Consider the following 12,910-nt stretch of genomic DNA (forward strand, 5'->3'; position numbering starts at 1 on the left):
CAGCCCGCATACCCCCCCTCTCCCTATGGAGTGGGGGGGTTTGTCTTATGGGCCTCTGATATTCACATTTACGTAACGCTTATACCCATAAGCCATCGGATATGCAGCTACAAGACATCCTGTTTTCGCAAGGGTTCGGAACCCGAAGGGTGTGTGCAGGGTTGGTTCAGCAAGGCTGGGTAGAGGTTAGTCTTGACGGGCAGCCTTTTGATAAATGCATTGATTCAAGTGCGGAGTACGATCCTGAAGGTCTTCGGCTGCTGGTGCAAGGGCAGGAGTGGCCTTGGTGCGAAAAAGCTTATATCTTGTTGCACAAACCACCTCGAACTGAGTGTTCACAGAAGCCGTCGGCATATCCCAGTGTCTACACCCTGCTGCCTGCGCCATTGCGCCAGCGTCCGACAAAGAACGCCATCCAAGGAGTGCAGGCGGTTGGTAGGCTGGACCAAGACACCACAGGTTTGTTGTTGCTGAGCGATGATGGTCAATTTATCCATCGGATGACCTCTCCCAAGAAGCATGTACCTAAGGTGTATGAGGTGACTACGAAACACCCCGTGGATGCTCGTCAAATTTCAAAATTGTTGGAAGGGGTCGTCTTGGATGATGACCCAATAGCTGTGAAGGCGGCAGGGGCTGAATTGATTGGCTCTCATCAGCTCAAGTTGACCCTGCTCGAAGGTAAATACCACCAAGTCAAACGCATGTTGGCTGCCGTGGGTAACAGGGTGGAGCAGCTCCACCGCTCACAAATTGGCGCACTGGAATTACCCGAGTCCTTAAAACCCGGTGAGTGGATGTGGCTGGGGAAAGAGCATTTGCGCGATTTGGGCTTTCAAGGCTGAGAGACGCCTTGGTTGGTATTAGGGCGACGATTTCATTCATCAAAAGGTCGTTTGTGGGTTCCTTTCTCTCATCCCGATTTCTCTTCTTCTTTTGGGCTTTTGTTGCGCTTTCTAGTTCGGCATTCGCGTCACAGACGACGCCATTGTTTGTTCTGAACTCGTTGGATGCCAACGTCAGTGTGATCAATCCTGTGACATGGGAGGAGATTCGCAGAATACCGACCGGTAAGGAGCCGCATCATCTGTATCTCACGCCGGACGAGCGTTCGATCATTATTGCCAATGCGCTCAGCGATACATTGACGTTCATTGATCCGCGGACCGCTGAGGTCCAGCGAACTGTTCGTGACATCGTCGATCCCTACCATCTTCGATTTACCCCTGACATGAAGTGGCTGGTCACTGCAGCCAATCGGCTGAACCATGTGGATTTTTATAAATGGGATGGTAAAGAGCTGACCTTGGCGAAACGGGTTGCCACGTCTCGCACGCCGAGCCATATCTGGATTGATAGCAAAAGCACCACTGCTTATGTGTCGATGCAGGACAGTGATGAGCTGGTTGCGATGGACATTGCGACGCAGTCGATCCGCTGGCGTACGAAAACAGGCGCCATGCCTGCCGATATTTACGGCAGCCCTGATGACAAACGGCTTTTTGTGGGGTTGACCGGTAGTGACAGCGTGGAGGTTTTTGATGTGAGCGGAGCTCAACCTTCAAGCATCAAAAGAATAAAAACAGGCAGTGGTGCACACGCTTTTCGCGCCGCGGGCGATAAGCGCCATCTCTACGTGAGTAACAGAGTGGCCAATACGATCAGCAAACTGGACATGCAGCGACAAGAGGTCGTGGACACTTATCCTGTTCCAGGAGGGCCTGACTGTATGGACGTCTCTGCAGACGGTCGCTTTATCTTTGTCAGTTCACGTTGGGCCAAAAAGATGTCTGTGGTGGATACTGTGGAGAAAAAAGTGATCAAGCAGGTACCGGTAGGTAAGTCACCTCACGGTGTCTGGACTTTGCAGCACGCGCCACGTTAATAATCTGGCCAAATGCTCTCCATGCGCTTTCTGCTCTGCGTAGCTGGAGGCTTCGCACTTGCCGGGTTGTATCACTCGCAAGCATCAGCCACGCCTGCGCAAGACTGCAAGAAGCCCGTTTATTTGACCTTCGATACCGGGCACATGGCCGTTGCACCGGTGATCGCAGATATCTTGGCGAGGCAGAAAGTGGTGGTTACCTTTTTTGCCGCCAATGAAAAGACGAAAGAGGGTGACGGTAGCCTCGGTGAGCATTGGGGGGGCTGGTGGCGTGAGCGGGCGAAAGAAGGGCATGAATTTGCTCCTCACACTTTTAACCATGTTTACTGGGTTGCGGATGCCGGTAAGGATGCATTTCGGGTGAAACCTTCGGCGGGCTCACGGCAGGGAGAGACCTACATTCTTGACCGTAACGGCTATTGCGAAGAGCTTTCACAATCTTCTCGTAGGCTTCATATGCTCACCGGCAAGTCACCTCTGCCATTGTTTCGAGCACCGGGTGGCAGGTTATCTCCATCTCTCGAACTCGCGGCCAAGTCATGTGGGTACCGGCATGTGGGATGGGCCGCAGCCGGTTTTTTGGGCGATGAGCTACCAAGCGAGAAGTTCAGTAATGCCATGTTGCTCGACAAGGCGCTGCGTGGCATTCGGTCTGGAGATATCTTGATGGCGCATTTGGGTATATGGTCCAGGCGAGACCCTTGGGCTCCAGCAGTACTGGAGCCTCTTATCGTTGGGCTCAAGCAAAAGGGCTTCTGCTTCAAGACTCTCAAGGATCATCCTCAATTGGGCATAGAGCAGGCTTTTTGAGTCCGCGGAATTTCCACTTCAAAAGAAGGATGCTGTCGTATGGATTGGGTTGCCGGCGTTTTTGACGCCGCCCAGCAGTGGGTGTTTGAAAATACGATTCAGCCGCTACTGTTTATGCTGGGTTGGGGCGGAATTCTGGAGTCCGGCTATGCGGCGGCTGGGTGGTTGCTGGTGGGTACGCTTCAGATCGCGGTGATCTGTCTGGTTATTGGGCCTCTGCAAAAGTGGAAACCAGTGGAGCCCGTAGTGAATAAAGCTGCAGTCCGGGTGGATGTGCTCTACACGCTCATTCACCGTTTGGGGGTGTTCCGTGTCGCAGTCTTTTTTCTGCTGATACCTCTCATGGACTCGATGTTTGGTGCGCTTCGCCTCATCGGCTTCAGTCCATTGCAGCTAGATGGTTTGCTTCCCGGAGTCACGGATATTCCTTGGGTTAGCCTGCTGATCTACCTGGTTGTCTTTGATTTTGTGGATTATTGGATTCACCGAGGCCAGCACCATTTTGAGTGGTGGTGGACGCTGCATGCGCTACACCACTCTCAGCAGCAGATGACGATGTGGACGGACAACCGCAACCATTTGCTGGATGACGTCCTACGCGACATCATCTTGGTCGTAGTAGCCCAGTGCATTGGAGTCGCTCCGACCCAGTTCATCGCCATTGTGGCTATCACCCAATTGAGTGAGAGTTTTCAGCATGCCAATCTTCGCCTGTGGTTTGGCTCCATCGGCGAGCGGCTTTGGATCAGCCCTCGATTTCACCGCAGGCACCACAGTATCGGCATAGGGCATGAAACCGTTCAGACCCCCAAAGGTGGCAAGCTCGGCCACCCCGCTGATGCCAGAAAGGTTGTCTTGGGCGGGCACAACTTTGGTGTGCTGCTTCCCTGGTGGGACATGCTGATGGGGACGGCCAATTTTGAGTTGAGATATGACCCTACCGGTATTCGAGACCAGGTCGAGCCCGATGCACATGGCCGCGTACGTGACTACGGAAAAGGCTTTTGGTCTCAACAATGGCTCGGCATCTGTCGATTGTTGGGACGGGCATAGGTGGATAGGTGCACGCCAGATCTGCGCGTTATGCTTGCGCCATGGGTTTGCTCTTTGATTCTTTTTGGCGAGCCGCCGCATATTGTTTGCGGCCGCGCGTCATGCTGCTGTCTGTAGTGCCGCTGCTGTTGATGGCGTTGCTGGCGCTGGTGTTGCAACATTTTTATTGGGATGCCGCTGTCCAGGGAATGGCTTCATGGCTGGACGATTCCACCCTGCTGGCAAGCATGCTGTCGTGGCTGGCGTCTTGGGGCCTTGCCAATGTGATGGATTGGCTCGCTCCGTTGATGGTGGTCTTGCTCGCTTCTCCGGTGTTGGTGGTCGTTTCCCTCTTGTCCGTCGCCTTTCTGATGACGCCCGCCCTGGTGAATATGGTGGCCGTTCGGAGGTTTCCGTCTCTAGAGCGAAAGCAGGGCGGTGCTTTGCTGGCCAGCATTTCGTGGTCGCTGGCTTCCACGGTGATGGCACTCCTGGCATTGTTGTTTTCTGTGCCTTTGTGGCTGGTTCCCCCCCTGGTGCTGGTACTACCGCCTTTGATATGGGGGTGGCTAACTTACCGGGTGATGGCTTTTGACGCGCTGGCCGAGCATGCCAGCAAGGACGAGCGCAGAGAAGTGCTGCGACGCCACCGGGTCACCCTGCTGGGCATGGGGATCCTGACGGGTTACCTCGGTGCTGCACCCAGCATTGTGTGGGCTTCGGGCGTGGTGTTTGCCGCAGCGTTTGTGGTTCTCTTGCCGTTGGCCATCTGGATTTACACGCTGGTTTTTGCGTTTTCATCGCTGTGGTTTGCTCACTTCTGCTTGCAGGCGCTGGCGCAATTGCGTGCCGCCAATTCTGCGGTGGGCGCCGCCGCTCCTGTGCGCGCAGCAAACGGTGCTGCTGTACCGGGCGCGCCAGGGCAGGCGCAGCCTCCACCAAGCTCCCATCCACTCGATTGAAATCTATGGCTCCCTCTTTTGGTTTAATCATCGTCGGCGACGAGATTCTGTCGGGCAAGCGTGCTGACAAGCACCTGCCCAAAGTCATTGAGCTGTTAGGGGCGAGAGGCCTTGCGCTTTCTTATGCCGACTACGTGGGCGATAACCCAGAACGACTCACCGCCACTTTGCAACGGGCATTTGCATCGTCAGACGTTGTTTTTTCCTGTGGAGGCATCGGTGCAACGCCCGATGACCACACCCGCCAGTGCGCGGCCAAAGCGTTGGGCCGTGAGCTGGTGCTGCATGACACGGCTGCAGCCCTGATTCGCGAGCGGATGCAGGACGTGGCTAAAGAACAAGGCGTTGCCTACGAGCCTGAGCGCGCCGACAATGTGCATCGTCTGAACATGGGTGTATTTCCCCAGGGCGCAGAGGTGATTCCTAACCCGTACAACAAGATTCCAGGGTTCAGCTGCACCAGCCCCGCGGGCGGGGTGGTGCATTTTTTCCCAGGTTTCCCGGTCATGGCGTGGCCCATGATGGAGTGGGTGCTAGATCAGCACTACCGCCATCTTTTTCACGTGGCTCCGCAGGTGGAGCATTCTGTGATCGTGCTGGGGGCCATGGAGGCTGCCCTGACGCCCCTTATGGAACAGGTGGAGCGTCACCATCCCGGTCTGCGGGTGTTCAGCCTGCCCAGTGTGGATCACCCCCAGTACGGACGCCATATTGAACTAGGGGTGAAAGGCCCCCAGGATTTGGTTCCTGCCGGCTGGACTGCGTTGCTGCAAGGTCTGCACGATATTGGTGCGGATATGGGCCCCGAGTTGGTGCGAACTTTGTAGTGCTTGCAGGCTTCACTGTGTGTGAACATTTTTGGTGCAATGTGTTGTGCGCTTCTCGCAGGGGCTGCGTGCACTGCGCCACCGTAGTGCGGGATTGAGTGCGGCTGGCACGCAACCTGCTTAGTTTCAGTAGATTTTTCAACAAGCGCTTTACCCAGGAGAACCTGATGGCCAAGACCGTTGCAGATGTGATGAAGATGGTGAAGGAAAACGAAGTCAAGTTCGTTGACTTCCGTTTTACCGATACCCGTGGCAAGCAGCAGCACACCACGGTGCCTGTCTCTCACTTTGACGAAGACAAGTTCATTTCGGGCCACGCCTTCGACGGCTCTTCGATTGCCGGCTGGAAGGGTATTGAAGCCTCCGACATGCAGCTGATTCCTGACCCGAGCAGCGCCAACATCGATCCCTTCTTTGAAGAAACCACGCTGATCCTGACCTGCGATGTGATCGAGCCCAGCGATGGCAAGGCCTACGACCGCGATCCACGCTCCATCGCCAAGCGCGCTGAAGCCTACCTGAAGGCATCTGGCCTGGGCGACACAGCTTACTTTGGCCCCGAGCCAGAATTCTTCATCTTCGACGGCGTGCGCTGGAGTACAGAGCCCAACCACACTTTCTACGAAATCGAAGAGTACGAAGCCCCCTGGAACACCGGCTCCAAGCTCGAAGGCGGCAACCGCGGCCACCGTCCCACCGTCAAGGGCGGCTATTTCCCCGTGCCTCCCGTCGACAGCACGCAAGACATGCGCGCCGAGATGTCCCTGATTCTCGAATCCCTGGGTATTCCGGTTGAAGTGTTCCACCACGAGGTGGCAGGTGCTGGCCAGAACGAAATCGGTACCCGCTTCAGCACGCTGGTCGAGCGCGCTGACTGGACCATGCTGCAAAAGTACGTGATCCACAACGTGGCCAACGCCTACGGCAAGACAGCCACCTTCATGCCCAAGCCTTACCACGGCGACAACGGCTCCGGCATGCACGTGCACCAGTCCGTGTGGAAGGACGGCAAGAACCTGTTTGCTGGCGACGGCTACGCAGGCCTGTCTGACTACGCCCTGTACTACATCGGCGGCATCATCAAGCACGCCCGTGCCCTGAACGCCATCACGAACCCTGGCACCAACAGCTACAAGCGTCTGGTTCCTCACTTCGAGGCACCTGTGAAGTTGGCGTACTCCGCCAAGAACCGCTCTGCTTCGATCCGTATTCCTTACGTGGCCAACCCCAAGGGCCGCCGCGTGGAAGCCCGCTTCCCTGATCCACTGATGAACCCCTACCTGGGCTTTGCCGCTCTGTTGATGGCGGGTCTGGACGGCGTGGAAAACAAGATCCATCCCGGCGAAGCCGCTACGAAGGACCTGTACCACCTGCCCCCAGAGGAAGACAAGCTGGTGCCCACCGTGTGCCACAGCCTCGACCAAGCGCTGGAGCACCTGGACAAGGACCGCGCGTTCCTGACCAAGGGTGGCGTGTTCACCGACAGCATGATCGACGCCTACATTGAGCTGAAGATGGCTGAAGTGACCCGCTTCCGTATGGCCGTGCATCCTGTCGAGTACGACATGTACTACTCACTGTGATTGCCCGTCTTGGGTGATCAACCAAAAGGCGGCTTCGGCCGCCTTTTTTCTTGAGGCCTTTGTTTCGGGCGACGACCCTGGTGTTTGCAAGCGTTGCATCCTCACACAAATCCCTCCGTGACGCGGGCGGCGCTGCATTGGCGATGAGCAGCGATTGGGGGATACTCCAAGGCAATCCTGCATGAGCAGTGCGAGGAACTCTATGAAAAAAACGCTACTTACCCTGTGGATCATTGCGACCTTGCCCGTGGCCGCTTTTGCGCAAGACCGAATCTATCGCTGTGGAAATGAATACACCAACAACGCCACGCAGGCCAAAGAGCGTGGCTGCAAGTTGGTGGAAGGCGGCAACGTCACGGTGATTCAAGGCTCACGCCCCTCGGGTGGCGGGGGCGCTGCGTCCGGTGGTGGGTCGTCTGCTGCTTCATCTTCATCGGCCACGTCTGCCTCCCCCGCTGGCGCACCGCGAGTGACCAACAACGACCAGCGCGCCCGCGACTCCGATGCCCGCGCGATTTTGGAGGCCGAATTACGCAAAGCCGAAGCTCGCCATGCCGAGCTGGTCAAGGAATACAACGGCGGCCAGCCAGAACGGAATGCGCTGGATTTACGCAACCCCCAGCGCTATATGGAGCGCACGGCAGAACTCAAGGCCTCCGTGGCGCGCAGCGAGAGCGATATTGCTGGTATCAAGCGTGAGCTGAGCCGTTTGCCCGCCAACTGATTCTGACCCGTGAGCACTTCCACTGCGGCTGACGCCAACCAGGGCCTCAGCCGTTTTCATTCTCTGGACCTTCTATCCACGCTGATCGCCGTGCTGCGCGCCGATGGGGCTGTGCAGTTTGCCAATGCAGCGCTGGAGAACACGCTGGGCCTGTCGCGTCGCACGCTTGAAGGCGCTGATTTCTCCGCCTTCTTTACCGACCCTGCGCTGCTGCAAACAGCGCTCACCGGGGCCAAGGTGCAAGACTTTGCCGCACTGAGGTTTGAGGCCAGCCTGCGGCGGCCCACGCAAGACCCGGTGCCGGTGCATGTGAACGTGGCCGCTTCCGAGCGCATGGGCGAGATGCTGGTAGAGCTGTGGCCGCTGGAGCAGCAGGCCCGCCAGGACCGCGAAGAGCGCCTGCGCGAGCAGGCACTGGCCAACAAGGAGCTGATCCGCAACCTGGCGCACGAGATCAAGAACCCGCTGGGCGGCATTCGCGGCGCCGCGCAGCTGCTGGAGATGGAGCTCGAAAGCCGCGACCTCAAGGAATACACCCAGGTCATCATCCACGAGGCCGACCGGCTGCAAAGCCTGGTCGATCGCCTGCTGGCCCCCCACCGGCACCCCCATCTGGTGGGAGATGTGAACATCCACGAGGTGTGCGAACGCGTTCGCTCGCTGGTGCTGGTGGAGTACCCCCAGGGGCTCAAGGTGGTTCGCGACTACGACATCTCCATCCCTGAGTTCCGGGGCGATCGCGCGCAGCTCATTCAGGCTCTGCTCAACGTGGTGCAAAACGCGGCGCAGGCCCTGACCGAGCGTATCGCGCAGGGCGATGCCGTGATCACCTTGCGCACCCGGGTGGCCCGGCAAGTCACCTTCGGCCGCCAACGCTATCGCCTGGCACTGGAATTGCATGTCATCGACAACGGACCCGGGGTGCCCGATGCCATCAAAGAGCGGATTTTTTATCCGCTGGTGTCAGGGCGCGACGGTGGGTCAGGATTGGGTTTGACGCTGGCACAGACATTTGTGCAGCGGCACCACGGGTTGATCGAGTGCGACAGTGTTCCGGGTCGCACCGATTTCCGAATCCTGATTCCGCTCCCCTGAGGTCTGAGACACAAAACCACAGGGAAGGTAAACACACATGAAGCCGATCTGGTTAGTAGATGATGACCCGTCGATCCGCTTCGTCCTGGAAAAAGCGCTGGCGCGCGAGAACCTGCCCACGCGCAGCTTCACCCACCCGCGCGAGGTGCTCGATGCCCTGGCCGATGTGACGGCGGGTGACCCAGCCCGGCAAGGCCCTCAGGTGCTGGTCAGCGACATTCGCATGCCTGGCGGCTCGGGTCTGCAGCTCCTGGAAAAAGTGCGTGAGATGCAGCCGGGCTTGCCCGTCATCATCATGACGGCGTATTCCGATCTGGATAGTGCCGTCTCGGCCTTCCAGCGTGGCGCGTTCGAGTATCTGCCCAAGCCGTTTGATTTGCCCAAAGCGGTGGAGCTGATCCGCCGCGCGGTCGAAGAAAGCCAGCGCGAAGAGGTGACCGAAGAGCGCCAGACTGCCACTCCCGAAATGCTGGGCCAGGCGCCTGCCATGCAGGACGTGTTTCGCGCCATCGGCCGACTGAGCCAAAGCGTGGTCACGGTGCTCATCACCGGTGAATCGGGTTCGGGCAAGGAGCTGGTGGCGCGCGCGCTGCACAAACATTCGCCCGTGGCCGACGGGCCGTTCGTGGCCATCAACACGGCGGCCATCCCGAAGGACCTGCTGGAGTCCGAACTGTTTGGCCATGAGCGCGGCGCCTTCACCGGTGCGCAGACGCAGCGGCGTGGGCGCTTTGAGCAAGCCGAGGGCGGCACGCTCTTTCTGGACGAAATCGGCGATATGCCGTTTGACCTGCAGACCCGCCTGCTGCGCGTGCTGTCTGACGGGCAGTTCTACCGCGTGGGCGGCCATGCCGCTGTCAAGTCGCATGTGCGTGTGATTGCCGCCACGCACCAGAACCTGGAGCAGCGCGTGAAGGAGGGCGGGTTCCGTGAAGACTTATTCCACCGCCTGAACGTGATTCGCCTGCGGCTGCCCGCGCTGCGTGAACGCCACGCCGACGTGCCCATGCTCACCCGCCACTTTCTGCAGCAAAGTGCGCGGCAGCTGGGGGTGGAGCCCAAGCGCATTTCGGATGCAGCGTTGGCCCGCCTGGAGCAGTTTTCATTTCCCGGCAACGTGCGGCAGCTGGAGAACATCTGCCACTGGCTCACGGTGATGGCACCTGCACAGGTGATCTCGCTGCAAGACCTGCCCCCTGAAGTGCTGGAAGCACCTTTGGTGCCGGTCGCCGAGCCCGTGGCGGCTACGCCCACCCCGGCGCCTGTGCCCCTTCCTGAGCCCGCACCCGCTGCAGCGGCCGTGGCGCCGGTGGCTGTGCCCAGCCAGGGGGCTGCGGGTTGGGCTGCCCCGCCAGCCGATGCATCCATCAGGCCCCTGGGTGACGCTGTAGCGCCCGTGGCTGCACCCCCCGTAGCTGCGCCCCTGGGGTGGGAGCATGCGCTGGAGGCAGAAGCGCAAAAGCTGCTCGCCACGGGCCAGCCAGATGTGTGGGATGTGCTCAACCGCCGGTTTGAATCGCAGCTGATCCGCACCGCGCTGGTGGCCACCCACGGCCGGCGCATGGAAGCTGCGCAGCGCTTGGGCATTGGCCGCAACACCATCACCCGCAAGATCCAGGAACTGGGCCTGGATGCGGCAGATGAAGGCTGAATTGGCCTCTAGCGCTTATGGAATAAGCGCCAGCAGCTATTGAATTGATAGCTGCTGCGCGGTGTCAGCGTGCGGCCTCGGGCCGCGCTGCAGCACTGGCGTGACGGTCAAGACAGGGGCTCTCTGTCCTACACCGGTGGGGTCCTTCCTCCGACCTCGGTGGCGGGCGGTGGTTTCAATAATGAAATCACTGTCAACCAACCGGAGATGTTTCATGTCGGATTACAGAGATGCCAACCGTGACCCCATTACCAATGAGCCAGGCGCACACCCCGTGGGCACCGGCGTAGGTGCTGCCCTGGGCGGCGCTGCTGCAGGTGCAGCCGCTGGTGCTTTTGGCGGCCCAGTGGGTGCTGTGGTGGGTGGCGTGGCAGGTGCCGTTGCTGGCGGACTGGCCGGCAAGGCGGCTGCCGAGGCGGTGAACCCCACCGAAGAAGACGCTTACTGGCGTGACAACTACACCCGCGAGCCTTACCACGTGCCAGGTCGCCCCTATGAGCAATACCGTCCGGCCTACGAGCTGGGCTGGTCTGCCGTGGGCCGCTACGAAGGCGACTTCGATGCCGTGGAGCCCCGACTGGCGGACGACTGGCGTGCCCGCCACGCCACGGGCGGCCTGGCCTGGTCTGATGTGCGCCCTGCGACCCGGGCGGCCTGGGATCGCGCTTCCACCCGTGCCCACACCCGCCTGGGCAGCGCAGGCACCCAGGGCGCTGCGAGTGCCGTGGGAGCCATGGATACGTCTGACGGTGACGATGTGGTGGAAGTTCTCAACGACGTGCTGGAGTCTGCCCGCGACGGCGAGTACGGCTTCCAATCCTGCGCCGACCATGCCGATTCGGCCGAACTCAAGAGCATCTTTCTGCGCCACTCGCAGCAGTGCGCCGCAGCAGCGCAAGAGCTGGAGCGCGAAATTCGCCGCTTTGGGGGCGAGCCCGCTTCCGGCGGCACCATCGCAGGGGCGGTGCACCGGGGCTGGGTGTCGGTGAAGGCTGCGCTGTCATCGCGCGACGACAAGGCCGTGCTGGAGGAGTGCGAGCGTGGTGAAGACGCTGCGGTGGCCCGCTACCGCAAGGCCTTGAACGCCGCGTTGCCTGCCGACGTGCGCGCGCTGCTGGAGCGCCAGGCCCAGGGCGCCAAGCGCAACCACGACGAAGTGCGTGCGCTGCGCGACAGCTACGCCCAGCGATAAGCGGCGCCTGAAGCGAAACAGGCCGGGGGTGTCCCGGCCTGCCGTCACGCTAGCGGCTGCAGAGTGAAAGCTCTGCAGCTTTTTTGCGTGGTGCGGTGGTAGGGCCGTGCGCGTAGATCAGGCCCCCAAGGTGACCACCACCGGCGCGTGGTCGCTGGGCTGGGGGTTCTTGCGCGGGGCGCGGTCTACCACGCACGCGGTGACTTGGGGGCGAAGGGCTTCGCTCACCAGAATGTGGTCAATGCGCAAGCCCCGGTTTTTCTGAAAGCCCAGCATCCGGTAATCCCACCATGAAAAGGACTTCTCCGGCTGCTCAAACATGCGAAAGGCGTCCGTCAGCCCCAGCGCCAGTAGCGCCTTGAAATGGTCGCGCTCTTGCGTGGTGTGGTGAATGGTTTCGCGCAGGCCCTCCGGGTCGTAAGAGTCGCGGTCTTCGGGCGCCACGTTGAAGTCACCCACCAGCACCAGACGCGGGTGTGCAGCCATTTCGGCCTGAATCCAGTCGTGCAGAGCCTGCAGCCAGCGCATCTTGTAGGCGAACTTTTCCGAGCCGGGCTCCTGACCATTCACAAAGTAGCCGTTGAGCAAGCGCAGCGGGCCTTCGGGCGTGTCCAGCGTGGCGGCGATCACGCGGGATTGCTCGTCGTCAAACCCCGGAATGTTGCGAACCACGTCGCGCACCGGCGTGCGGGTCAGAATGGCAACGCCGTTGTACGTCTTTTGCCCAAACGCCACGGCGTGGTAGCCCGCGTCTTGCAGCGCAGCGTGCGGAAACTTGTCATCGGTCAGCTTCAGCTCTTGTAGGCACAGGGCATCCACCGGGTTGGTGGCCAGCCAGGCCAGCACTTGGGGCAGACGCACAGACAGGGAGTTGACGTTCCAGGTGGCAATTTTCATGGGTGGGTGTGATGTGATGGAGTCCAGAGATGGAGAGGATTAGAACCTGTGGGGCCGCCCAGCTTCAGGTGAGGTGGCGGGTTCGGGGCGGCTGAAGGCGCCGCGTCAGGCTGCATTGTGGCCGCCTCCCCACTGGGAGGCGGGCAGTTGATGGATTGCCCATGATTCAAGGTGCTGTTTTGGGTGGCCAGGGTTATCCTAGCTACCAAAAGGAGGCCCCCCGGCTCTGCCGGGGAGGCAGTAGAAGTTTGA

The 12,910-nt window shown here is 59.8% G+C and carries 12 protein-coding genes; 11 read left to right on the forward strand and 1 reads right to left on the reverse strand.

Annotation, left to right across the window (positions count from 1 at the left end; genetic code table 11):
* Positions 1–101 precede the first annotated feature (101 nt).
* The 11 genes from IHV84_RS19280 (at position 102) to IHV84_RS19330 (ending at position 11,761) form a co-directional block, all read left to right on the forward strand.
* A complete protein-coding gene (locus IHV84_RS19280) occupies positions 102–845 on the forward strand; it encodes a 16S rRNA pseudouridine(516) synthase (RefSeq protein WP_198848055.1) in 744 nt (247 codons plus the stop codon).
* Positions 846–898: 53 nt separating this feature from the next.
* Positions 899–1,885: a YncE family protein gene (locus IHV84_RS19285; protein ID WP_142081575.1), complete on the forward strand. Its 987-nt coding sequence runs from the start codon at positions 899–901 to the stop codon at positions 1,883–1,885.
* A gap of 12 nt (positions 1,886–1,897) precedes the next feature.
* Positions 1,898–2,695, forward strand: a complete 798-nt coding sequence (locus IHV84_RS19290; RefSeq protein WP_066695607.1) for a polysaccharide deacetylase family protein — start codon at positions 1,898–1,900, stop codon at positions 2,693–2,695.
* A gap of 39 nt (positions 2,696–2,734) precedes the next feature.
* Complete coding sequence (locus tag IHV84_RS19295) at positions 2,735–3,748, forward strand: sterol desaturase family protein (protein WP_198848056.1); 1,014 nt, start codon at positions 2,735–2,737, stop codon at positions 3,746–3,748.
* Between the two features lie 41 nt (positions 3,749–3,789).
* Positions 3,790–4,689 carry an EI24 domain-containing protein gene (locus IHV84_RS19300; RefSeq protein ID WP_198848057.1) on the forward strand — a complete coding sequence of 300 codons (900 nt, stop codon included), beginning with the start codon at positions 3,790–3,792 and terminating at the stop codon, positions 4,687–4,689.
* 5 nt (positions 4,690–4,694) lie between these two features.
* Entirely contained in the window at positions 4,695–5,516 is an 822-nt protein-coding gene (locus tag IHV84_RS19305; RefSeq protein ID WP_198848058.1) for a molybdopterin-binding protein, read from the forward strand.
* A gap of 167 nt (positions 5,517–5,683) precedes the next feature.
* Entirely contained in the window at positions 5,684–7,099 is a 1,416-nt protein-coding gene (glnA, locus tag IHV84_RS19310; protein ID WP_142081568.1) for a type I glutamate--ammonia ligase, read from the forward strand.
* Positions 7,100–7,301: 202 nt separating this feature from the next.
* Positions 7,302–7,823: a hypothetical protein gene (locus IHV84_RS19315; protein ID WP_198848059.1), complete on the forward strand. Its 522-nt coding sequence runs from the start codon at positions 7,302–7,304 to the stop codon at positions 7,821–7,823.
* Between the two features lie 63 nt (positions 7,824–7,886).
* Positions 7,887–8,918 carry a nitrogen regulation protein NR(II) gene (glnL, locus tag IHV84_RS19320; protein ID WP_044402831.1) on the forward strand — a complete coding sequence of 344 codons (1,032 nt, stop codon included), beginning with the start codon at positions 7,887–7,889 and terminating at the stop codon, positions 8,916–8,918.
* Positions 8,919–8,955: 37 nt separating this feature from the next.
* On the forward strand, positions 8,956–10,569 hold the full coding sequence (gene ntrC, locus IHV84_RS19325) for a nitrogen regulation protein NR(I) (RefSeq protein WP_198848060.1): 1,614 nt from the start codon (positions 8,956–8,958) through the stop codon (positions 10,567–10,569).
* A 214-nt stretch (positions 10,570–10,783) separates the two neighbouring features.
* Entirely contained in the window at positions 10,784–11,761 is a 978-nt protein-coding gene (locus IHV84_RS19330; RefSeq protein WP_198848061.1) for a PA2169 family four-helix-bundle protein, read from the forward strand.
* Between the two features lie 117 nt (positions 11,762–11,878).
* Here IHV84_RS19330 and xth read toward each other — a convergent pair whose 3' ends face one another.
* Complete coding sequence (gene xth, locus IHV84_RS19335) at positions 11,879–12,658, reverse strand: exodeoxyribonuclease III (RefSeq protein ID WP_198848062.1); 780 nt, start codon at positions 12,656–12,658, stop codon at positions 11,879–11,881.
* Between the last annotated feature and the right edge of the window lie 252 nt (positions 12,659–12,910).

Origin of the sequence: Acidovorax sp. IB03, assembly GCF_016406015.1 — a bacterium.
Taxonomy (GTDB): Bacteria; Pseudomonadota; Gammaproteobacteria; order Burkholderiales; family Burkholderiaceae_C; genus Acidovorax; species Acidovorax temperans.

What these genes read in the sequence shown, in the direction of transcription:
- IHV84_RS19280 (WP_198848055.1), top strand. Translation starts at nt 102, where the DNA reads ATGCAGCTACAAGACATCCTGTTTTCGCAAGGGTTCGGAACCCGAAGG.
- IHV84_RS19290 (WP_066695607.1), top strand. Translation starts at nt 1,898, where the DNA reads ATGCTCTCCATGCGCTTTCTGCTCTGCGTAGCTGGAGGCTTCGCACTT.
- IHV84_RS19295 (WP_198848056.1), top strand. Translation starts at nt 2,735, where the DNA reads ATGGATTGGGTTGCCGGCGTTTTTGACGCCGCCCAGCAGTGGGTGTTT.
- IHV84_RS19300 (WP_198848057.1), top strand. Translation starts at nt 3,790, where the DNA reads ATGGGTTTGCTCTTTGATTCTTTTTGGCGAGCCGCCGCATATTGTTTG.
- IHV84_RS19305 (WP_198848058.1), top strand. Translation starts at nt 4,695, where the DNA reads ATGGCTCCCTCTTTTGGTTTAATCATCGTCGGCGACGAGATTCTGTCG.
- glnA (WP_142081568.1), top strand. Translation starts at nt 5,684, where the DNA reads ATGGCCAAGACCGTTGCAGATGTGATGAAGATGGTGAAGGAAAACGAA.
- IHV84_RS19315 (WP_198848059.1), top strand. Translation starts at nt 7,302, where the DNA reads ATGAAAAAAACGCTACTTACCCTGTGGATCATTGCGACCTTGCCCGTG.
- ntrC (WP_198848060.1), top strand. Translation starts at nt 8,956, where the DNA reads ATGAAGCCGATCTGGTTAGTAGATGATGACCCGTCGATCCGCTTCGTC.
- IHV84_RS19330 (WP_198848061.1), top strand. Translation starts at nt 10,784, where the DNA reads ATGTCGGATTACAGAGATGCCAACCGTGACCCCATTACCAATGAGCCA.
- xth (WP_198848062.1), bottom strand. Translation starts at nt 12,658, where the DNA reads ATGAAAATTGCCACCTGGAACGTCAACTCCCTGTCTGTGCGTCTGCCC.